Source organism: Anaerobacillus sp. (assembly GCF_046314235.1).
In the GTDB taxonomy this organism is placed as follows: domain Bacteria; phylum Bacillota; class Bacilli; order Bacillales; family Anaerobacillaceae; genus Anaerobacillus.
This window is the reverse complement of sequence record NZ_JBKBWN010000021.1, coordinates 13,806-35,382: the sequence shown is the minus strand read 5'-3', so window position 1 is coordinate 35,382 and position 21,577 is coordinate 13,806. Positions and strand designations below refer to the sequence as shown.

Annotated in this window: 20 protein-coding genes; 19 read left to right on the top strand and 1 reads right to left on the bottom strand. The window is 36.0% G+C overall.

The features are described from left to right. Positions 1–19 precede the first annotated feature (19 nt). The 6 genes from ACK4M9_RS19975 to spoVT all read left to right on the top strand — a co-directional run bounded on the left by ACK4M9_RS19975 (position 20) and on the right by spoVT (position 7,304). A complete protein-coding gene (locus tag ACK4M9_RS19975; protein WP_409854430.1) occupies positions 20–970 on the top strand; it encodes a ribose-phosphate diphosphokinase in 951 nt (316 codons plus the stop codon). Positions 971–1,078: 108 nt separating this feature from the next. Beyond that, positions 1,079–1,711: a 50S ribosomal protein L25/general stress protein Ctc gene (locus ACK4M9_RS19970; RefSeq protein WP_409854429.1), complete on the top strand. Its 633-nt coding sequence runs from the start codon at positions 1,079–1,081 to the stop codon at positions 1,709–1,711. Positions 1,712–1,869: 158 nt separating this feature from the next. Then, on the top strand, positions 1,870–2,427 hold the full coding sequence (gene pth, locus ACK4M9_RS19965) for an aminoacyl-tRNA hydrolase (protein ID WP_409854427.1): 558 nt from the start codon (positions 1,870–1,872) through the stop codon (positions 2,425–2,427). Positions 2,428–2,577: 150 nt separating this feature from the next. After that, a complete protein-coding gene (fin, locus tag ACK4M9_RS19960) occupies positions 2,578–2,808 on the top strand; it encodes an anti-sigma-F factor Fin (RefSeq protein ID WP_409854425.1) in 231 nt (76 codons plus the stop codon). Positions 2,809–2,985: 177 nt separating this feature from the next. Beyond that, complete coding sequence (mfd, locus tag ACK4M9_RS19955) at positions 2,986–6,507, top strand: transcription-repair coupling factor (protein ID WP_409854423.1); 3,522 nt, start codon at positions 2,986–2,988, stop codon at positions 6,505–6,507. A gap of 257 nt (positions 6,508–6,764) precedes the next feature. Beyond that, the gene (spoVT, locus tag ACK4M9_RS19950) at positions 6,765–7,304 is read left to right on the top strand and encodes a stage V sporulation protein T (protein ID WP_409854421.1); all 540 of its coding nucleotides are present in this window, start codon (positions 6,765–6,767) and stop codon (positions 7,302–7,304) included. A gap of 47 nt (positions 7,305–7,351) precedes the next feature. Here the strand turns inward: spoVT and ACK4M9_RS19945 are convergent, their stop codons facing one another. Continuing rightward, positions 7,352–8,365: an NAD-dependent epimerase/dehydratase family protein gene (locus tag ACK4M9_RS19945; RefSeq protein ID WP_409854419.1), complete on the bottom strand. Its 1,014-nt coding sequence runs from the start codon at positions 8,363–8,365 to the stop codon at positions 7,352–7,354. Between the two features lie 132 nt (positions 8,366–8,497). On the opposite strand from ACK4M9_RS19945, the gene ACK4M9_RS19940 reads away from it, so the two are divergent. From ACK4M9_RS19940 to tilS, 13 genes are all read left to right on the top strand, one after another. Beyond that, on the top strand, positions 8,498–10,090 hold the full coding sequence (locus ACK4M9_RS19940; RefSeq protein WP_409854417.1) for a putative polysaccharide biosynthesis protein: 1,593 nt from the start codon (positions 8,498–8,500) through the stop codon (positions 10,088–10,090). 69 nt (positions 10,091–10,159) lie between these two features. Beyond that, complete coding sequence (yabN, locus tag ACK4M9_RS19935; RefSeq protein ID WP_409854416.1) at positions 10,160–11,623, top strand: bifunctional methyltransferase/pyrophosphohydrolase YabN; 1,464 nt, start codon at positions 10,160–10,162, stop codon at positions 11,621–11,623. Between the two features lie 42 nt (positions 11,624–11,665). Continuing rightward, on the top strand, positions 11,666–11,935 hold the full coding sequence (locus ACK4M9_RS19930; protein WP_409854415.1) for an RNA-binding S4 domain-containing protein: 270 nt from the start codon (positions 11,666–11,668) through the stop codon (positions 11,933–11,935). A gap of 230 nt (positions 11,936–12,165) precedes the next feature. After that, positions 12,166–12,474 (top strand): sporulation protein YabP, encoded by a 309-nt coding sequence (yabP, locus tag ACK4M9_RS19925; RefSeq protein WP_409854414.1) that lies wholly within the window; start codon positions 12,166–12,168, stop codon positions 12,472–12,474. Next, a complete protein-coding gene (gene yabQ / locus ACK4M9_RS19920; RefSeq protein ID WP_409854412.1) occupies positions 12,471–13,061 on the top strand; it encodes a spore cortex biosynthesis protein YabQ in 591 nt (196 codons plus the stop codon). The genes yabP and yabQ overlap by 4 nt, the downstream gene beginning before the upstream one ends. 12 nt (positions 13,062–13,073) lie before the next feature. Then, positions 13,074–13,451: an FtsB family cell division protein gene (locus ACK4M9_RS19915; protein WP_409854411.1), complete on the top strand. Its 378-nt coding sequence runs from the start codon at positions 13,074–13,076 to the stop codon at positions 13,449–13,451. A 70-nt stretch (positions 13,452–13,521) separates the two neighbouring features. Further along, positions 13,522–13,995 carry a S1 domain-containing RNA-binding protein gene (locus ACK4M9_RS19910; protein ID WP_409854410.1) on the top strand — a complete coding sequence of 158 codons (474 nt, stop codon included), beginning with the start codon at positions 13,522–13,524 and terminating at the stop codon, positions 13,993–13,995. Positions 13,996–14,362: 367 nt separating this feature from the next. After that, entirely contained in the window at positions 14,363–16,819 is a 2,457-nt protein-coding gene (gene spoIIE / locus ACK4M9_RS19905) for a stage II sporulation protein E (protein ID WP_409854409.1), read from the top strand. Between the two features lie 239 nt (positions 16,820–17,058). Beyond that, the gene (locus ACK4M9_RS19900) at positions 17,059–17,790 is read left to right on the top strand and encodes a VWA domain-containing protein (RefSeq protein WP_409854407.1); all 732 of its coding nucleotides are present in this window, start codon (positions 17,059–17,061) and stop codon (positions 17,788–17,790) included. Continuing rightward, complete coding sequence (locus ACK4M9_RS19895; protein WP_409854405.1) at positions 17,759–18,730, top strand: serine/threonine protein kinase; 972 nt, start codon at positions 17,759–17,761, stop codon at positions 18,728–18,730. The genes ACK4M9_RS19900 and ACK4M9_RS19895 overlap by 32 nt, the downstream gene beginning before the upstream one ends. Positions 18,731–18,795: 65 nt before the next feature. Next, positions 18,796–19,551, top strand: coding sequence for a threonine/serine exporter family protein (locus ACK4M9_RS19890; RefSeq protein WP_409854404.1), 756 nt, complete (start codon positions 18,796–18,798; stop codon positions 19,549–19,551). Positions 19,552–19,567: 16 nt separating this feature from the next. Further along, positions 19,568–20,011, top strand: a complete 444-nt coding sequence (locus ACK4M9_RS19885) for a threonine/serine exporter family protein (protein ID WP_409854403.1) — start codon at positions 19,568–19,570, stop codon at positions 20,009–20,011. Continuing rightward, positions 19,995–21,383 carry a tRNA lysidine(34) synthetase TilS gene (gene tilS / locus ACK4M9_RS19880; RefSeq protein ID WP_409854402.1) on the top strand — a complete coding sequence of 463 codons (1,389 nt, stop codon included), beginning with the start codon at positions 19,995–19,997 and terminating at the stop codon, positions 21,381–21,383. The genes ACK4M9_RS19885 and tilS overlap by 17 nt, the downstream gene beginning before the upstream one ends. Positions 21,384–21,577 lie beyond the last annotated feature (194 nt).

The following is a 21,577-nucleotide window of genomic DNA, read 5'->3' as shown; positions in this document are numbered from 1 at the left end:
TATGGGGGTAAGTCTGACAATGGTTAAATATGGTGATCCAAGTTTAAAGGTATTAACGCTTAACTCAAATAGAAAGCTGGCAGATGAAATTGCAGAGAAAATTGGCATAGAGCTTTCGGTTAGTTCTGTTTCTAGATTTAGTGACGGAGAGGTACAAATCAATATTGAGGAAAGTATTCGTGGTTGTGATACGTTCGTTATTCAATCAACATCTGCTCCAGCAAACGAACATATTATGGAACTATTAATTATGATTGATGCCCTAAAACGAGCATCTGCAAAAACTATTAACGTTGTCCTTCCGTATTATGGATACGCACGTCAGGATCGTAAAGCAAGAGCACGTGAGCCAATTACTGCAAAGTTAGTGGCGAATTTGCTGGAAACTGCAGGCGCAACTCGTGTGATTACATTGGATCTACATGCGACCCAGATTCAAGGTTTCTTTGATATTCCCGTTGATCAGTTAGTTGGTGTACCACTACTTTCAGATTATTTCAAAGAAAAGCAAATGGATGATCTTGTAATTGTATCACCAGATCATGGTGGTGTAGTACGAGCTAGAAAGATGGCAGATCGTCTAAAGGCACCAATTGCGATTATTGATAAGCGCCGTCCAAAGCCAAATGTATCTGAAGTAATGAATATTGTTGGGAATGTTGAAGGGAAAACTTGTATTATCATTGATGATATTATTGATACTGCTGGTACGATTACTCTTGCAGCCAATGCATTAATTGAAAGTGGTGCGAAAGAGGTTTATGCTTGTTGTACTCATGCAGTGCTTTCTGGGCCTGCAATTGAAAGGATCGATAATTCAAAAATTAAAGAGCTAGTTGTAACAAATACAATTCCTTTAAGTGAAGATAAGTTAATTTCGAAAATTAAACCATTATCTGTGGCATCTTTAATTGCTAAAGCCATTATCCATGTTCACGAAGAGAGATCTGTTAGCCAACTTTTCGACTAAGTTTCTAGACTTAATTTATACCTCAATATATTTTTCTAGAATTTATTGGTTAAAAAACTACTGTAATGGGTAGACCATATAGAGAACGAAAAATACGAGGTGAAAAATATGAGTACTATGTTAAAAGCTATTAGTCGAGGCGATTTAAAGGGTTCAACATTGAGAAAGCTTCGAAATCAAGGGAGTGTTCCTGCAGTAGTCTATGGAAAGGACTTACCTAGTAAATCCGTTTCTATAGACGAAATAGAGTTCTTAAAGACTTTAAAGGTAGCAGGCAAAAATGGGATTATCTCATTGGCAACAGACGAAGAAACTTACGATGTAATTACTCACGATATTCAAAAAGAAAAGCTTAAGGGAAACATTATTCATATTGATTTCTATAAAGTCGATATGTCAGCGAAGATGGATGCCAATGTTGCTATTCATCTAGTAGGAGACTCAATTGGTGTGAAGGATGGCGGAATTATCCAACAAACATTATACGAAGTTTCTGTTCGCTCGTTACCAGCAGATATTCCTGAGTCGATTGAAATAGACATTAGTGACATGAGGATTGGCGATTCATTGCAAGTTAGAGACTTGCCAAACTTCGATAAGTATGAAATTAACAATGAACCTGAAGAAGGTATTATGACAATTTTACCTCCTGCCTTAATGAATGAACCTGATGAGCAACAGGAAATGGAAGACAAAGAAGAAGTACAAGCTGAGAAGGAAAACACAGCTCAAGAAGAATAGCCATAAAAAGGTGTAGCCGTAAGGTTATGCCTTTTTTAAGGTTTGATCTTCTAGTTTTTTATTTTAAAAATTTAATCTTACAAAGGATTTGTTGTACTTTTATCGAAATGGATAATAGAATGTATATGTGATACATAATGGAAAGTGAGGAAGAAGACGTGAAGTTAATTGTTGGACTTGGAAACCCTGGTAAAAAGTACGATGAAACAAGACATAATATCGGGTTTCATGTCATAGATGAATTAGCAAAAAGCTTAAAAATTACTTTAAACCAGGAAAAGTTTAAAGGTGTTTTTGGATTCGATACGATAAATGGAGAAAAAGTCTTCCTACTAAAACCGCTTACTTATATGAACTTATCAGGGGAAGCGGTTCGACCTTTAATTGACTTTTACAAAATCAGTATTGATGATGTTGTTGTTGTGTATGATGACTTAGATTTACCTCCAGGTAAAATCAGGTTAAGACAAAAAGGTGGTCATGGAGGCCACAATGGCATAAAATCATTATTAGCTCACCTCGGCACAGAACATTTCAAAAGAATAAGAGTAGGCGTAGGTAGACCAGAACCAGGAATTGCTGTCGCTAATTATGTGCTTAGTACTTTTAGACCTGATGAGAAGCAAGAGGTTGAGGAAGCAGTTTCTCAAGCTGTAAATGCATGTGAAAGCTGGCTAAGTAAAGATTTTTTAAATGTCATGAATAGTTTTAATTAAGTCTTATCGTTATCAATAAAACCGCCTACTTCTTTATGCATAGATAACCTCCATAATGTTCATACTATAATATGATTTTTTATATTTTATGCCGATCCGTGGTAAAAAGTATAGAGGGTATTATTATGATCTTTGTAGGGAGGAAATTGTATGGCAATCCACTACCGATGTCGCCATTGTGGGATTAGTGTAGGCAAAATAGAAGATCAAAATTTAGATAGTCAAAAGTTAGGCTTTCATCAATTAGATCATATTGAACGAACGGAAATGATTCAATATGACGAAAGTGGCGATATGCATGTAAACACGATTTGTGAGGACTGTCACGAAGCTCTTGATAGAAATCCTCAATTCCACGAAAACCAAACGTTTATTCAATAAAGATTGAAAATGAGTTTTTAAGATAAGGGTTTTAGCTTTGGTTTATACCAAAGCATTTTTCCACTTAATCACTTATTTATGAGGAACTGGCGGAAGAAATTTAATTTCAACTAGTAATTGAAATTAATAAAGAAAAGGCATGAGTAGCAGCCGAGTTTGAAAGGGGGAACATGGGCATTGTTAGGTTTAAAACGATTTTTTATTGAAGACGATGATGTTAGAGCAGTCTTGGACGGAATCGAGGCTCAGTTAAGCGAGCAGATGGTTTCTGGTTTGACGGGCTCGGCACGTACTTTATTACTAGCATCTGTTTATGAACAAACGAAAAGACCACAAATTGTAGTTACAAATAATTTATTTCAAGCCCAAAAGCTATATGATGATCTAGTTAGTCTAGTTGGAGAAGAACTTGTTTATCTATATCCTGTAAATGAACTTATCTCTTCGGAAATAGCTGTAGCGAGTCCGGAAATGAAAGGGCAAAGAATTGAAGCTTTAAATTATTGGAGTCAAACGAAAACCGGTATTGTCGTTACACCAATTGCTGGTCTAAGAAGATTATTGCCTCCTAAAGAGATATGGCAACAATGCCAGTTAAAGTTTAAAGTAGGCGAAGAAATCAATGTAGAAGAAAAGCTTAAAAAGCTTGTGCAAGCAGGCTTTCAAAGGTCAGAAATGGTTGCTTCCCCAGGGCAATTTAGTTTGCGCGGGGGGATTATCGATATATATCCACTAACTGAAGAAATGCCGTTGCGAATTGAATTATTCGATACAGAGATAGATTCGATTCGGTTTTTTGATGTAGATACACAGAGATCTCAAAAACAACTAAATGAAATTCAGATAGGTCCAGCTCAAGAAGTTATTCTATATGATGAACATTACGATCTAGGGGCACAACGGCTAAAAGAAGGACTATCTAGTAGTTTAGCAAAACTGAAAGATTCCAAAGCGAAAGAGGCAATGGTTGAACAAGTTTCCTATGAAATAGAGTTACTTCGTGGTAAGCATTCATTTGAAAGTATGTATAAATACATGTCTTTGTACTATGAAAACGTAACAACATTAGTTGATTATCTACCTGAAAATGGTGTTATATTCATTGATGAGGTTAGTCGTGTGCAAGAAATGGGAGCTAACCTTGATAAAGAAGAGGCTGAATGGCAAACGGCATTACTTGGACAAGGGGCAATTATCGCCGATTTAAAGATGTCAAAACATTTAGATGAAATTATTATGGAAACAAAAAAACCAGTTGTTTATTTCTCTTTGTTTTTAAGACATGTGCCTCATACGAGTCCCAAAAATATAATTAATATTAATTGTAAATCTATGCAAAGCTTTCATGGTCAACTAAATTTGCTAAAAAGTGAAGTAGATCGTTGGGCCAAAACTAATTATAAAATTGTGATTACAGCATCTGAGAAAGACCGTGCCAAGCGCATTGAAGGTATATTGGAAGATTATAAGATTGAAGCAATGGTAGTAGACCATGCTTCAGAACTTGTTAACGGTTGCCAAATCATCCTTGGTCAATTAACAGGTGGCTTTGAGTTGCCTTTACAAAAACTTATCGTCATTACTGAAGAAGAGATTTTTACAAAGAAAACAAAACGTCCGAAACGAAAACAAAAATTATCTAATGCTGAACGAATAAAAAATTATTCAGAGTTGAAAGTTGGCGACTTAGTCGTTCATATTAATCACGGTATCGGTAAGTATTTAGGTATTAAGACTTTGGAGATCAATGGAATTCACAAAGATTATATGCATATAACTTATGCGGGGAACGACAAACTCTATGTTCCTGTTGAACAAATTGATCAAGTCCAAAAGTATGTTGGGCAAGAAGATAAAGAACCAAAGATTTATGCATTAGGCGGAAGCGATTGGAAAAAGGTTAAAAAGAAAGTTCAGTCTTCAGTTGAAGATATAGCTGATGACTTAATCAAGCTTTATGCTGAAAGAGAAGCTAGTATCGGTTATGCTTTTTCTAAGGATGGCATTGAGCAAAGAGAGCTAGAATCATCGTTTCCTTACGAAGAAACAGAAGACCAGATCCGCTGTATTCAAGAAATTAAAGAAGACATGGAGAAACAACGCCCAATGGACCGTCTGCTTTGTGGAGACGTTGGATATGGGAAAACGGAAGTTGCCATTCGAGCCGCTTTTAAAGCGATTATGGATGGAAAGCAAGTTGCCTTTTTGGTACCTACGACGATTTTAGCACAACAGCACTATGAAACTATTCGTGAACGTTTTTCAGAACACCCAATTAACATTGGCTTGTTAAGCCGTTTTCGAACTCGAAAAGAACAGAATGAGACAATTAAAGGATTGAAGTCTGGCATTATTGACATCGTCATTGGGACACACCGTCTTTTATCAAAAGACGCGGTTTATAAAGATCTTGGTTTACTAATTATTGATGAAGAACAGCGTTTTGGTGTAACACACAAGGAAAAAATTAAACAATTAAAAGCTAACGTAGATGTTTTAACATTGACGGCAACGCCAATTCCACGAACACTGCATATGTCGATGTTAGGTGTTCGTGACCTATCTGTCATTGAAACACCACCTGAAAATCGTTTTCCGGTACAAACGTATGTAGTGGAGTACAATGAGGCTCTTGTGCGTGAGGCAATTGAAAGAGAACTCAGTAGAGGTGGCCAAGTGTATTTCCTCTATAATAGAGTTGAAGAAATATCAAAAATGGCTGATAAAATATCGATGTTAGTACCTGATGCTAGAGTTTCGTTTGCTCATGGAAAAATGAATGAAACAGAATTAGAATCGGTTATCATTGATTTCCTAGAAGGAAATAGTGATGTACTAGTTACGACGACGATTATTGAAACTGGTGTAGATATTCCTAATGTTAATACGTTAATTGTTTATAATGCCGATAAGATGGGGTTATCCCAGCTTTATCAATTAAGAGGGCGTGTTGGGCGTTCAAATCGGGTTGCTTATTCTTATTTTACTTATCAAAAAGATAAAGTTTTAACGGAGGTAGCGGAGAAGCGCCTACAAGCAATAAAAGAATTTACAGAACTCGGCTCTGGTTTTAAAATAGCAATGCGAGACTTATCTATACGTGGTGCAGGGAACTTGTTAGGGGCTCAACAGCATGGATTTATTGCTTCAGTTGGGTTTGACCTCTATTCACAAATGTTAAAAGAAGCGATTGAAGAACGTAAAGGAAATAAAGAGGAAAAAGTTCAGCAAGAGGTAGAGATTGATTTAAGTGTCGATGCATACATTCCAGAGTCATATATTAATGACTCTAAGCAAAAAATTGATATGTATAAGCGCTTTAAGTCCATAGAAACAAAAGATGACCTTGAAGACTTGCAAGGTGAAATGATAGATCGTTTTGGCGATTATCCTCAGGAAGTCACATACCTATATAAAATTTCAACCATAAAGCTATTAGCTAGGCAAGAGCGAGTTGAAACGATCACAGAAGACGCTCAACAATGTTCAATCGTGTTAGCTGAGGTGGAAAGTCAACGGATTGACGGCATAAAGCTATTTGAAATGATTAGTAAGATGGGGCGGGAACTTTCTGTAGGGACGGCAGGACAAAAAATAAAGATTAATATTAAAAAGAAAAATTTAAAACCCATCAAGTACTTAGAGGTAATTGAGGAAGTTTTATCCAAACTATGGACTGTGAAAAAAGAAGACGAGTGACTCCCAATGGCCTAATTGTGAGTAAGATGCCCTTTGTTGAATAATGTTCACTAAAAAAGCAAAACTAAGCTTACCGTGATAAAAATGGTAAAAGCCAGTTTTTCAATTGAGCAATTAATTGCAGATTTGGTGAATAGTTCTTTTCGAAAGAAGGATAATAAGACCAAGAATTAAGTATTGATTTCTTAGTTCTAAGCTAAAGAAATTGATTCCTTACAACAAGTAACTACAACAAAGAAAGAGAGGCATCATCACAAATGAAAGCTACAGGAATTGTACGTCGAATTGATGATTTAGGTCGTGTGGTAATCCCAAAAGAAATTCGCCGAACGCTTCGAATTCGCGAAGGCGATCCTTTAGAAATTTTTGTCGATAGGGATGGAGAAGTTATTCTAAAGAAATACTCTCCAATTTCTGAGTTGGGTGACTTTGCAAGAGAATATGCTGAGGCCCTTTATGAAAGTCTAAACCATATAGTTCTTATTGCTGATCGCGATACATATATAGCGGTAGCTGGTGGGTCGAAGAAAGATTATGCCAATAAGAGTATTGGTGAAATAATTGAAAATGCTATGAATGAGCGACAGTCATTTATTCAGACAACTAAAGGAGAATATAATATCGTTGGTGATTCGTCGGAAGAACTAGCAGCGTATGTTATCGCTCCAATAATTGCAAATGGCGATCCAATAGGTGCAGTTGTAATGATTTCGAAAAATGATCGCACAATGGGTGACGTTGAACAAAAATTATCAGAGACTGCGGCTGGTTTTTTAGCAAGACAGATGGAACAATAGTGATTGTAAAAAAGAAGGGATGTAGTTCCCTTCTTCTTTTTTGATTATTATTTATTAATAGGATTTTCCTTCCATTTAGTTAAGACAAGTTTTTCCTTTGCCAAAGCTAAGCCTGCTTTTCGTTCCCCTTCTGTTATTTGCCTAGATTGATCCCATTTGAGGGTATCAGTAATTGTGTTAGCAAGGGGTATAAAGGTAAGTCCAGCTTGTAATGCCTTATCAATATTTACTGCCAACATGCCACTTATACCTTTATTTTCTGGAATATAGAGAGGTAGCTCGGTCCAAAACCCTATTTCATTGTCTTCTAAAAATAAGTCATCTATCCAAGTTAGCTTTGCTTCACTGTTTAATGTCGCTTTGCAAGTAAGGAGAAAGTTTTCTAGTGTAAGTAACTCTTTAGGGCCTGTGACATTAAATGTTCCGACCACTTTCTTTTCAATGCTAGAGACGATAAACGATGCTAAATCACGAGCATCTATGAATTGAACTTGAGCATCCTTGTGTCCAGGAGCAAGAACTTCGCCCTCTTGAGCGATCCTCACAGGCCAATATGTAAATCGATCTGTTGGATCATGTGGACCTACAATTAAACCTGGACGAACAATTAGAGAACGACCCGGGAATGCATCATTAACAGCTTTTTCACATAGTACTTTCAATGGTCCGTATGTTTCACCAGTAACTTCTTCGGTTGTTGGATCTTTTAAAATAGACAACTCCGCTGTTTCATCAATATACTTCACTGAGAAGTCCTTATAGACACTAATGGTAGAAACAAAAACGTATAAATCAGTTAAGGGTTCTAAAATCTCGGCTGAATATTGAACAATCCTAGGTACATAACCACATGTATCAATAACTGCATCCCAATGCCTTCCTTGTAGCATCGTTAGATCTTTTTCTCGATCGCCAATAAGCTTTTCGACAGTTGGAAATAACCCTGCATTTGTTACTCCTCTATTAAAGATAGTGACAGTGTGTCCCCTTTTTAATAATTCTGCGACAATATGTATTCCAATAAATTTTGTACCACCAATGATTAATATTTTCACTTTCATCCCTCCTATTTCTACTTTCCTTCTCAATATAGTTCGTGAGAGATAATAATATTCCTTCAAGCAATTCAGGGTGCTGTAGACGGTTATGCTATAATAATTTGTAGATTATTTGTAAGTTTGTAGGAGGTTTTAATGTCGAGTCAAAATATAAAAGGAAAAAAATTGTGGCAAGGTGCAGTTTACCTATCTCTTGCAGCAATTTTAATTAAAATCCTAAGTGCAATTTACCGGATTCCATACCAAAATATCGCTGGCGATGTTGGCTTTTATGTTTACCAACAAATATATCCGATTTATGGTGTGGCCATTATGTTATCTACATATGGATTTCCTGTAATTATATCTAAGCTAATATCGGAGAATGCTAAAGATCGCCATTCAATTATTAAAAATGCTTTTTTTAGCATAGCAATCATTAGTTTCATTTCATTTATAATTCTTTATGGTAGTGCTCCGTGGTTAGCAAATGTAATGGGAGATGAACAGTTAAAATTGCCATTACGAACTATTTCGATTATCTTCATTATTGTACCTCTACTCTCGGTATTAAGGGGTCTTTTCCAAGGGGATGGTGAAATGCTACCAACAGCTGTTTCACAAGTAGTTGAACAATTCAGCCGCGTATGTGCAATATTGCTCTTGACTTATTTTTTTATAAGTCATGGTTATGGTCCATATGCAGCTGGAACCGGAGCAGCGCTTGGTTCGATTATTGGTGGTTTTATTGGCTTTCTCGTTTTATTGATTTTTTATTATAAACATCAGAAAAACACTGCAAGGGGACTGCACGATCATCGTTTATCGTTTACAACGATAAACCAAATCATTTTTCAAGGATTTATGATTTGCTTCAGTAGTCTGATCTTGATTATGTTTCAGTTCGTGGATTCACTAACCGTATTGCGACTTCTAACGGAGAGTGGTGTTGTCATTGATACGGCTAAGGTTGCTAAAGGTGTTTTTGATCGTGGACAACCACTCATCCAAATGGGGACAGTCATAACAACATCTTTCGCATTAGTTGTCGTTCCGTTAATTGCAAAGGTTAGTATCGAAGGTCGACAAGATTTAATTCAAAAATATAGTAGCCTTGCCTTTCGTATTAGTTTTCTTGTTGGTGGTGCTGCTTCTGTAGGCTTAGCAGTAATTATAAAGCCAACAAATATCATGTTGTTTAAAGATAGTACAGATTCCTTAGTACTTGCGGTCATGGGACTAGCGATCTTTTTTACATCAATCTTTCTGACAACATCAGCGGTTTTACACGGCTTAAATAAAATCCATGTCACTGTTGTTCATGTTTTCACTGGATTATTCGTAAAAACAATTCTTAATATTATTCTTATCCCTAGTTACGGTACATTAGGTGCAGCCGTGGCTACTGTGATTGCGTGTGCTGTTTGTGCTTGCTTTAATATTTATACTTTAAGAAAAATAGAGGCATTACCTAAGCTCTCCATTCGAAGGGCAGGAAAGATTTCTTTCTCTTTATTTGCAATGGCACTAGGCACTTTTTACTGGAAAAAAGGCGTTTATATCATACTTGATGAAGTCACTAGTAGCCGCCTAGGCAATATGTTTATTGCGTTAACTAGCGTTGCGGTAGGTACAGTAATTTTTTTTAGTTTTATTATTGCAACACGCCTATTTACAGAGGAAGAATTAGAACAAATACCAAAAATGAGAAAGCTTGCAGTGTTTATGCAGTCAAAAAAGAGTAAATAAATAGGTTTGAGTTATTTTTGTTGGACTCTACTTTCAAAACTCAAAACTACCAATGAAGGGAGTTTATACATGGGAAAAATAGTTATTTTAGGTTTAGGAGCAGGAGATTTACAACAATTGCCTTTAGGTGTTTATCATAAACTAATGAAAAGCGAGAATGTATTTTTGCGTACTAAGGAACATCCTGTTGTTACCGAATTAGAGGAACAAGGTTTTACATATCATTCTTTTGATCATATATACGAAAATAACGATCAGTTTAGTGATGTCTATCAGGAGATAGCTTCTCAACTTATCGAGCATGCGAAAGAGAGTGACATCGTTTATGCAGTTCCTGGTCACCCTTTTGTTGCTGAAAGTACTGTACAGCTGTTATTAGAACAGGCCGAAAATCACCAGATTGCTGTGGAAATATCGGGGGGACAAAGCTTCTTAGATAATTTATTTCAGGCTGTTCAAATTGATCCAATTGAAGGCTGTCAAATTGTTGATGGAACGTCTTTAAATCGAGTGGAATTACAAGTGAGACATCATATTATCGTTTGCCAAGTATATGATGCGTTTATAGCTAGTGAAGTAAAGCTAACATTAATGGAATTACTACCTGATGATTATGAAGTTACCATTGTTACTGCAGCTGGAAGTAGTCAAGAAAAAATACAAACAGTACCTCTTTACGAGCTAGATCGCGTCACAACATTAAATAATTTAACAGCAGTTTATGTCCCACCGGTTTTAGATGAGCAACTTTTATATCGTGATTTCGGTAAATTACGGGAAGTTATTGCTGAGCTACGCAGCCCTAACGGTTGTCCATGGGATATTAAACAGACGCACCAATCACTAAAAAAATATTTATTAGAGGAAGCTTATGAGGTACTAGATGCAATTGATGAAGAAGATGATGATCATTTAGCAGAAGAACTAGGCGATGTCCTTCTTCAAGTGCTACTCCATGCACAAATTGGTGAGGATGAGGGGATGTTTACCGTTGACGATGTAATTGCAGCAATTACGGAAAAAATGATTCGGAGACATCCTCACGTATTTGAAGCAGGAAAATTAGAAGATGAGGACGAAGTAATTCAACAATGGGATGAAATCAAAAAGCAAGAAAGGCTAGATAATGGCGAAGAAGTCACCTCAATTTTACAGGGAATTCCTAAGAGTATGCCAGCCCTATACCGTGCAGCAAAACTGCAAAAGAAGGCAGCAAAGGTTGGATTTGATTGGCCCGAGGTTGCACCAATTTGGATGAAGGTCCAAGAGGAAATTGCTGAATTTATGTTTGAACTAAAGAATAATAACTCCGAGAAGGCTAATAAAGAGTTCGGAGATGTCCTCTTTGCTTTTGTAAATTTAGCGCGTTTTTACGAGATTGATCCAGAACTAGCTCTTCAAGCTACCAATGAAAAGTTTTATAGCCGTTTTCTATATATTGAAAGAAAACTCCATGAACGAGGAGTTACATTTGAAGAAGTAGATCTGGTTTACTTAGATGAGATTTGGGAAGAGGCGAAGAGTAATTCATAATCTGGATTGATGATTAATTAGACTTAAAAGGGGTGAAAGAAAATGAGATTAGATAAATTTTTAAAAGTTTCGCGTTTAATTAAGCGTCGAACATTAGCAAAAGAAGTTTCCGATCAAGGTCGTATTACTATAAATGACCAAGTAGCAAAAGCTAGTTCAACTGTAAAAGTAGGAGACGAATTAAAAGTACGTTTTGGCCAAAAGATTGTTACAGTAAGAATCGACGATATCAAAGAAACATCGAAAAAAGATGAAGCCGCTAATATGTACACAATCATTGGAGAAGAAAAATTAACTAATGAAGAAGTATGAGAATAAAAATCGGAAATCGAGCGACTTTTTATTGATGAAATGAACTGTCTACGTTATGTACTAGACAATGAGAATAAACGTTAATAGCAGGCAATGAATAATATCCCTGAAGGGTTATGTGAAGCTCCTCCCAACCAAGTCTATATTACAATTGTTAAAAAGGCTTGTTCTATTCTCAACCTCGTGAACATAAATATAAGCGTAAAAGAGGAATAGGGAGGAATTATTTAATGGAACATTATGAGTTTGGTGCCCCAGTTGGAAGAGATAGAAAGGTTAAGGAACATAATATAACGATGCGAGGCAGAAAGCATCTAGATATTACTGGTGTAAAACAAGTTGAAAGCTTTGATAATGAAGAGTTTTTACTAGAAACAGAACTAGGTTTTTTAGCGATTAGAGGCAACAACCTTCATATGAAAAACTTAGATGTGGACCAAGGAATTGTATCCATTGAAGGAAAAGTATATGACCTCGTTTATTTGGATCAACAACAAAATGATAAATCTAAAGGCTTCTTTGGAAAGATATTCAAGTGAGCCTGACAGTTCAGTTACAAACAATGTTAGCGATGGTGGCTATGGGTGGATGGCTAGGAGTAGCTATTGATACCTATAGCCGCTTAATCCGAGGTCGTTGTTGGAATAAATGGATTACAGTGATTAATGATAGTTTATTTTGGATTCTCCAAGGTCTTTTTGTTTTTTATGTGTTATTACAAATTAATGAAGGTGAAATGAGATTTTATATTTTATTAGCCTTATTATGTGGCTACGCTTCTTATCGAGCACTTTTATTTAATGTTTATATGAAAATTTTAGAAGCTATTATCCAAGGTGTGATTAGGACTTATTACTTTTTCAAAAGCATGTTATTTATTTTCGTCATAAATCCAGTGAAAGTATTATTGAAGTTTTTATACAAGCTGTGTATGATGATTATAGGAATGGTAATTACAGTTATTTTTTTCCTCCTAAAGGTCGTTTATACTCCTTTTGTTTGGATTGGTAGAGGAATTTGGTGGCTTTTGCCGAAAGAAAAACTAAAAAAGTTAAAAAGTAAGCTAGGGTTTTTCAAAAAGGTAGAGAACTATATAAAGAGATGGTTTACAAAAAAAGGATCTTAAAGGGTGAGGGGCATGAGTAGACAACAGAGAAAAGTTAGCGAGCTAAATTCTCGTTACACAGAACAGCATGAATACCAAATGGAGCAAAAATCAAAAAGTAGAAAAGGTCTTGTTCGACGTCTTGGCGCTTTAAGTGTTTTTGTTGTATTTGTCATTGCTGCAACAATGATTACCCTTTATTCGCAAAATAGTGTCTTAGGATCAAAGCTTGAGAAAAAACAAGCGCTTGAGCAGGAGCTTGCCAAACTAGAGCTTGTTGAAAGAGATTTAACAAATGAAATAGAGAACTTAAACAATCTTGAATACATCTCTGAGATTGCTAGAAGGGATTATTTCTTGTCTAAACCAGGAGAAATCATCTTCAAGGTTGCACCAACTTCTACAGATTGACACTTGTTTTTTTTTTCATGTATAATTAGAAAGTAAAATAAACATTTTTTTAAGGAGGAGCATTTTTTTCATGTCAATCGAAGTAGGCAGCAAGTTACAAGGGAAGGTAACAGGTATCACCCATTTTGGAGCATTTATTGAGCTGCCAGGTGGTAATACTGGTCTTGTTCACATTAGTGAGGTAGCGGATAATTACGTAAAAGACATCAATGAGTTTCTAAAAGTTGGTGACGAGGTTGAGGTTAAAGTTATAGCAGTTGAGAAGGATGGCAAGATCGGTCTTTCAATTAGAAAGGCTAAAGAGCGTCCACCTGAAGAACAACCTAGACCACAGAAACGTCCGCCGCGTGAGCGTCCACCAGAAAGACCAGGAAATAAACAATACGGTTCTCGTAATAGTGGCAATAGAAATAGCCAAGCTCGTCCATCGCTTTCATTTGAGGATAAAATGAATCGCTTCTTAAAGGATAGTGAGGAAACTCTTTCTTCTTTAAAGCGTAACACGGAATCAAAACGTGGAGGTCGAGGTGCTAGACGAGGCTAACTTGCTTCAGTTGACAAGTTAATTGTTTCTTATTTTATAAATATATATTATTAGCATCCTTTCAAAAGAAGGGGTGCTTTTTATATTTAACTATGAATTGAATATAAAATATAAGTTATTATTGCAAATTTCGCCTTTATAAAGATTTTGTGCAATATAATTCGAGACAGTTTTACACTTTCTCATAGTAATAAGCTACCATTTAGTGGTATTTTGACATGCCTACTAGAAACTAGTCGAACACTTTTTTAGACATGCTCTGTTGTTTTGACAAAAATTGAAAGAAGTATCTGTTTATAATAGAAACACGATAAATTTACGGGTGGTGGATATAGTGTTTCGAAAAGTACTAAAAGTGGTGGGACCTATGAGGGAAATGGTACTTTCAGATCCAGTAGGAAAAGTGAATCTAAAAGAAAATATGAGTAATCGGATTGGAGGCATAGCCTCACTTGTTTTTTATAAATGGGGTTTTTTAATTTTCGTTATTGGATTTTTATTAGGAAGAGCAATGATTTTATCAGAGATACTTCCGTTCGTTTTACCTTTCTTTGCAACAATCTTTTTAATGAAACGTGAAAAAGCACCTATTGCTATGCTAGCATTAATTGCAGGAGCCATTACAGTAATACCACTAAATGGTGCATATGTATTTATTTCTATCGTAAGCTTTTTGGTTCTATACCGTTTATTTAATAAATTATATGAAAACAAAATGAAAATATTACCGGTAATTGTGCTTAGTTCAGTTATAACATCAAATATTATTTTAACGTATGCTTTTGAAGGTGTGATTTCTAACTATGATTGGTTAATGACAGTTGTTGAAGCTGGCCTTAGTTTCATTTTAACGATGATCTTTATTCAAAGTGTCCCAATTGTAACAGAACGTAAGAGGAAATACTCATTAAAAAATGAGGAAATTATTTGTCTGATCATTTTATTAGCTTCTATTATGACAGGTACAATTGGCTGGATTGTATACGGAATGGCAGCAGAGAATATGTTGGCGCGTTATTTAGTCTTAATCTTTGCTTTTGTTGGTGGAGCAGCCATAGGTTCAACAGTAGGAGTTGTGACGGGATTAATTTTAAGTTTAGCAAGTGTTGCAAGTCTTTACCAAATGAGCTTATTAGCCTTTTCTGGCCTTTTAGGTGGGTTACTGAAAGAAGGTAGAAAAACTGGTGTTGCAGTTGGTTTACTAGTTGGAACTCTCCTTATTGGTTTATATGGAGATGGGAATGGACAAGTATCTACAACTGTCATGGAGTCAGTAGTCGCTATCATAGTCTTTATGGCTACACCACGAACGTTAATAATGAAACTCGCAAAATATATTCCTGGTACAACTGAGTACTGGAAGGAACAGCAACAGTATTTACGGAAATTTCGAGATGTGACAGCAGGTAAAGTTGAACAATTTTCTACTTTATTTCAAACATTATCTAATAGTTTTTCAAATGTGAGTCTACCACCTGAAATTGAAGATACAGAGCGAGAAGTAGATTTCTTTTTAAGTAATGTTACTGAAAAGACATGTCAAATGTGCTTTAGGAAACAACAATGCTGGACTAAGAACTTTGATAAGACCTATAACTTTATGCAAGATATTATGGTTAGCTGTGAAGAAGATGAGAATGTGAATAAACGTCTAAAGGCAGATTGGTCAAGGTATTGTTTAAAAGCGGAGAAAGTAATTCATGTCATTCAACATGAATTAAACCAATATCAGGCAGGAAAAAAATTAAAACGCCAACTTCTTGAAAGTAGACGGCTTGTCGCTGATCAGCTATTAGGGGTTTCCAAAGTAATGGGAGATTTCGCAAAAGAAATTCAGAAAGAGCGCGAAAATTTGCAAATGCAAGAGGAGCAAATTCTAGATGCACTTCGTGATGCAGGTGTCGATATCGGGCATGTCGAAATTTTTCAACTAGATGAAGGTAATGTAGATATTGAGATTAGTGTTCCTACGAATGAACACGGTGAATGTGAAAAAGTGATTGCACCAATGTTATCACATATTTTAGAAGAACAAATTATTGTGAAAAAAGTTGAAAAAAGCCATTACCCTAATGGCCATACTAACGTTTCATTCGGTTGTGCAAAGCAATTTGTGATCGAAATGGGGATTGCTACAGTAGCGAAAGGTGGGGCTTGGATCTCTGGAGACAGTTACTCAACAATGGAGATTGGCTCTGGTAAATATGCTGTTGCTATTAGTGACGGAATGGGAAATGGTGAAAGAGCTCATTTAGAAAGCAATGAGACGCTCCAGTTACTACAGAATATATTGCAATCTGGCATTGAAGAAACAGTGGCAATTAAATCAATAAATTCAGTCTTATCATTAAGGTCTACTGATGAAATTTTTTCAACATTGGATTTGGCAATGATAGATTTACAAGATGCCACAGCAAAGTTTCTAAAAATTGGCTCTACTCCTAGCTTTATTAAAAGGGGTGAGAAAGTTTTTATGATTGAGGCGAGCAATCTTCCGATGGGAATAATCAATGAGTTTGACGTAGATGTAGTAAGTGAACAGTTAAAGGCTGGAGATTTATTAATCATGATGAGTGATGGGATATTTGATGGTCCTAAACATGTTGAAAATAGTGAGGCTTGGATAAAGCGAATTATTAAAGAAATTGAGGCAGCAGAACCGCAGGCTGTAGCTGATATTATTATTGAACAAGTGATTCGAACAGGTGATAATCGCATTGAAGATGATATGACGGTTGTAGTTGCTGCTGTTAAAAGAAACTTACCTAAATGGGCAACAATACCAATGTATCAAACTAGTGCTCTAAGAAGGAAACAGGCATAAAAGCTTGTAAACGTAGAGATTGATATTGCAAAACTTATCTAGCAAATAACTCTATAAATTTCTTTTTAAATTCTAAATTAATAGTATATTCCTCTTTGAATAAGTGAATGATGGTAACATTCATTAGAAAAATTAATTTACGACCAAGTTTTAGCCAAGTATATTAGTTTTTCTTATACTTTAATACTTTAACAAAGTTAAACTTTCTTAAAGTATAAAATTGGAGGGGAATTGAATTTATGAGAAAAGGTACATTAAAGCAAATTCTACTGTTAACTGATGGCTGCTCTAATCAAGGGGAGGATCCAATTGCGATTGCAGCATTAGCAAAAGAACAAGGAATTACTGTAAATGTTATTGGAGTCGTAGACGATGATCAGATAAGTGATCGAGGGATTGAAGAGATAAAAGCAATTGCAATGTCGGGTGGGGGAATTAGCCAAGTAGTATATACACAACAACTGGCAAAAACAGTTCAAATGGTAACTAGGAAAGCAATGACACAGACGATTCATGGAGTCGTTAATAGAGAACTAACACAAATACTAGGAAAAGACCAAGATATAGAAGATTTACCGCCAGAGAAACGTGGACAAGTGATGGAAGTTGTTGATGAACTTGGCGAAACAATGGACCTTGAGCTTTTAATATTAGTAGATACAAGTGCGAGTATGAAAAATAAACTAGCAATGGTTCAAGAAGCTTTGACAGATTTATCAATTAGTTTAAATTCTAGATTGGGTGCTAATAAATTTTCACTTTACTCATTTCCAGGAAAACGAAAAGAAGTCGACAGATTGTTAAATTGGACTCCAAAAATTGAATCACTAACAGATGTCTTTCACAAGCTTGCTTCAGGAGGAATTACACCAACAGGTCCTGCGCTTCATCTTGCTATTTCGATGTTTCCGCAAAAGAGTAAAAGGAGTTTGTTAGCTGATGAGCAGTATCAAGAAGAGTCAAGTATGTAACCTGCCTCCGGAAACAAAACTAATCGGAAAATGGCATAAACGGCCATATAAAATAGTAAGAGAGCTAGGAAACGGTGCAACGGGTACAGTTTATTTAGCAGATTCACCTGAAGGCTTAGTAGCCATTAAAATGGGTCTAAATAGTATGGCAATTACTTCAGAGGTAAACGTCCTCAAACATTTTTCCAAGGTCCAAGGACAAGTCCTTGGTCCTTCTTTAATTGATGTAGACGATTGGGTAACACCTGAAGGAACCATCCCCTTTTATGTCATGGAATATTTAAATGGACAAGACTTATTTACTTTCGTTTCGGGGAAAGGGAGTGAGTGGATTGGTATTTTTATGGTTCAGTTACTAGGTGACCTTGATCGTCTCCATCAAGCTGGTTGGGTATTTGGAGACTTAAAGCCTGATAACTTAATAATTGTTGGCCCACCCCCACGTATTCGTTGGCTTGATGTCGGTGGAACAACTCTATTAGGAAGGTCAGTCAAAGAATATACTGAGTTTTATGATCGAGGTTATTGGGGACTAGGTACTAGGAAGGCAGAACCTACCTATGACTTATTTGCAGTAGCAATGATTATTATCAATATTTGCTACCAAAATCGCTTTGAGAAAAATGGAGAAGGAATAAAACAGTTAAAGGAAAAAATTCAGCGTAAACCTATTTTAAAACAATACGATATAATATTGCTAAATGCATTACAAGGGAAGTACGAGAATGCTCAGTTAATGAAAAAAGAAGTTGTCGAATCTATTAGTAGATCTACGAATGCAACCGTTCATAATAATAAAAAGCAGATAATTAGGAAAAAGCAAGTTGATAAACCAAAACGAAGAGGTAAAGAAAAAACATCGGGAATTATGGAAACATTTCTTTTTGCCTCTTTCCTTCTTTTAGCATATATCCTATACTTATTTGGACAAATGATGTGAGTGTAAAGGATCAAAAACAAAAAACTCTACACTCTCTATGACTGCTAGTAGACGGGAGGGGTAAAATGGGCAAGGCTGATCAAATGATGGACATATGTTTACTTGCTGGGGAAATTATGCTTACATATGGTGCAGAAACTTACCGCGTTGAAGAAACTCTTGAACGAATGGCCAAAGCAGCAGGTTTAAAAAATGTTCATAGCTTTGTGACGACTACGGGCATCTTTATTTCTTTTGAGGAAGATGGTCGTGGTGACCTGATGCAAATGATTCGTGTCGATGATAGGTATTATGATTTGAACAAAGTCACACTAGTTAACCAAGTGTCACGTGAGTTTGTCATTGGTACTCTAACAGCTGAACAAGCGTATCAAAAACTGAGAAAGATTATTTTAGCTCCAATGAATTATCCAATATGGCTTATCCATTTTGCTTCTGGGATAGCTGGTGGTGCTTTTTCATACCTTTTTGGTGGAGGAGTAAAGGATACGCTTCCTGCTTTTATTGCAGGTGTGACGGCTAGTATTTTTCTTATTGAAGTTGAGCGGTATCTAAGAGTGAAATTTTTCGCTGAATTCATTGCTGCATTTACTGGAGGGGCAGTTGCTATTGCTCTCGTCTACTTTGGACTTGGTACGAATATTAATCAGATTATTATTGGTACATTAATGCCTTTAGTTCCAGGTGTACCGTTAACAAATGCGGTAAGAGATTTAATGAGTGGCGATCTTGTTGCCGGTGTCAGTCGTGGTGCAGAAGCAACGATCACTTCATTATCAATTGCTACAGGAATTGCCTTGGCAATTACCTTATTTACATAATTGCAGGGTGGTTAATATGATTATTGAACTCATAGTCTGTTTTTTTGCTACAGTTTCCTTTGGTATTATTTTCAGCGTGCCAAGGAATTCGCTTCTCCTTGGTGGTGGAATTGGATCACTTGCCTGGGCGATATATCGATTACTCCCGGAATATGGGGTAACGTCTATCTTTGCTACTAGTATCGCGTCGATAACGGCGGCGATGCTGGCACACTTTTTAGCGCGTAAATATCGTATCCCTGCAACGGCATTTACAATACCGGGAATTATTCCGCTAGTTCCTGGCAGTAAAGCGTATTATACAATGCTAGCCTTTGTTGAAGGTGATTATATTGGCGGCCTTGAACTTGGAATAGTGACAATGTTACAAGCAGGTGCAATTGCTGCGGGCATTGTTTTTGCATTAGCTGTATTTTCTTTTGGAAAGGGGATTGGTCACCGTTATGAAGGAGGTCGTTAATTCCTTTATTAAGAAGCATGCCCTTTTATTTGAGGGGGCAACAGTTGTTGTAGGTGTCTCTGGAGGTCCCGATTCCCTTGCGTTGCTTCATTTTTTAAAGGCAAAAGAAAAACAAATGAATTTAAAAGTTGTTGCCGCTCATATAGACCATATGCTTCGTGGTGAAGAGTCTAACGAAGATTTTATTTTTGTGAAAAAGTATTGCGAAAAAGAGAGCATTCCTTTTGAGGGCAAACAAATAAATGTACGGCAATACCAAGAAGAATATAAGTTAACTTCCCAAGTTGCGGCTCGGGAATGCCGCTATCAATTTTTTGAATCGGTCTTGCAAAAGCATAGTGGCCAGTTACTCGCGCTAGCTCACCACGGCGATGACCAAGTGGAAACAATTATTATGCGTCAACTTAGGGGAGCTTATGGATTTGGATTGGCGGGAATACCGGTAAAGCGTCCGTTTAGTGGTGCAGTTATTATCAGGCCGTTTCTTTGTATATCAAAAGAAGATATTATTAAGTATTGTCAAGAGGAAAACTTGTTTCCTAGGATTGATAAAAGTAACTTTACGTCTAAATACGTAAGGAATCGTATTAGAAATGAGATCTTACCTATACTAAAAAAAGAAAATCCATCGGTACATGTAAGGTTTCAACAACAAAGTGAACTAATGGTAGACGATGAGTTGTTTTTAACACAATTAACTGAGCAAGAGTTAACCAAGACATACCTTTCTAAACAACAGAAAAAGGTCGTTTTGTCGATTTCAAAACTACTTGATATCCCTATCCCTTTACAAAGAAGAGGCTTTCAACTAATATTAAACTATCTTTACGAGCAAAACATGCCACAAATTACCGCTTTACATATTGAGCAATTTTTGCATCTTATAAAAATTCCTCATCCATCTGGGTCATTAGATTTCCCGAACGGTTTAAAGATTGTGAAGTCCTATGATGAGTGTGTCTTATCATTTGACATGCAAACAGAAGCAAGTAGTTATGAATTCGAATTATCGATACCAGGGATTGTAACTTTGAAAAAGGGTAAGATAATTGGTGAAGTGACTGATTCCTTTCCAGATATTCAATTAAATAAAAACGTAATTATTTGTGATTTAAAAAAATTAACGTTACCTTTAATAGTGAGAACTCGCCAACAAGGTGATGGTATGTCACTACAAGGAATGGAAGGGACAAAGAAGCTTAAAACACTCTTCATTGATGAAAAAGTTGATCGAAACGATCGAGATCATTGGCCAGTTGTAGTAAATAACACTGGTGATCTTCTTTGGGTACCAGGCCTAAGAAGATCGAATATTGCACTGCCTACTAAAGAAACAAAACAATTTTTGGTGTTAGAGTATAAGGATCTGTAGTTAGAATTACATATTGCTTTACAATTGAGTGAATTTCATAATTAACAAAAATGAGCCATATCAAACTATATGTAGTTGCGAGTGATTTTACGCAACTACATATAGTATCTAAATGGCGATAATATAGAATTATGAAATTCATTAAATTATTTTTTTATTTTTTATTGAAATAAAGAATGATTATTTTTTTTAGT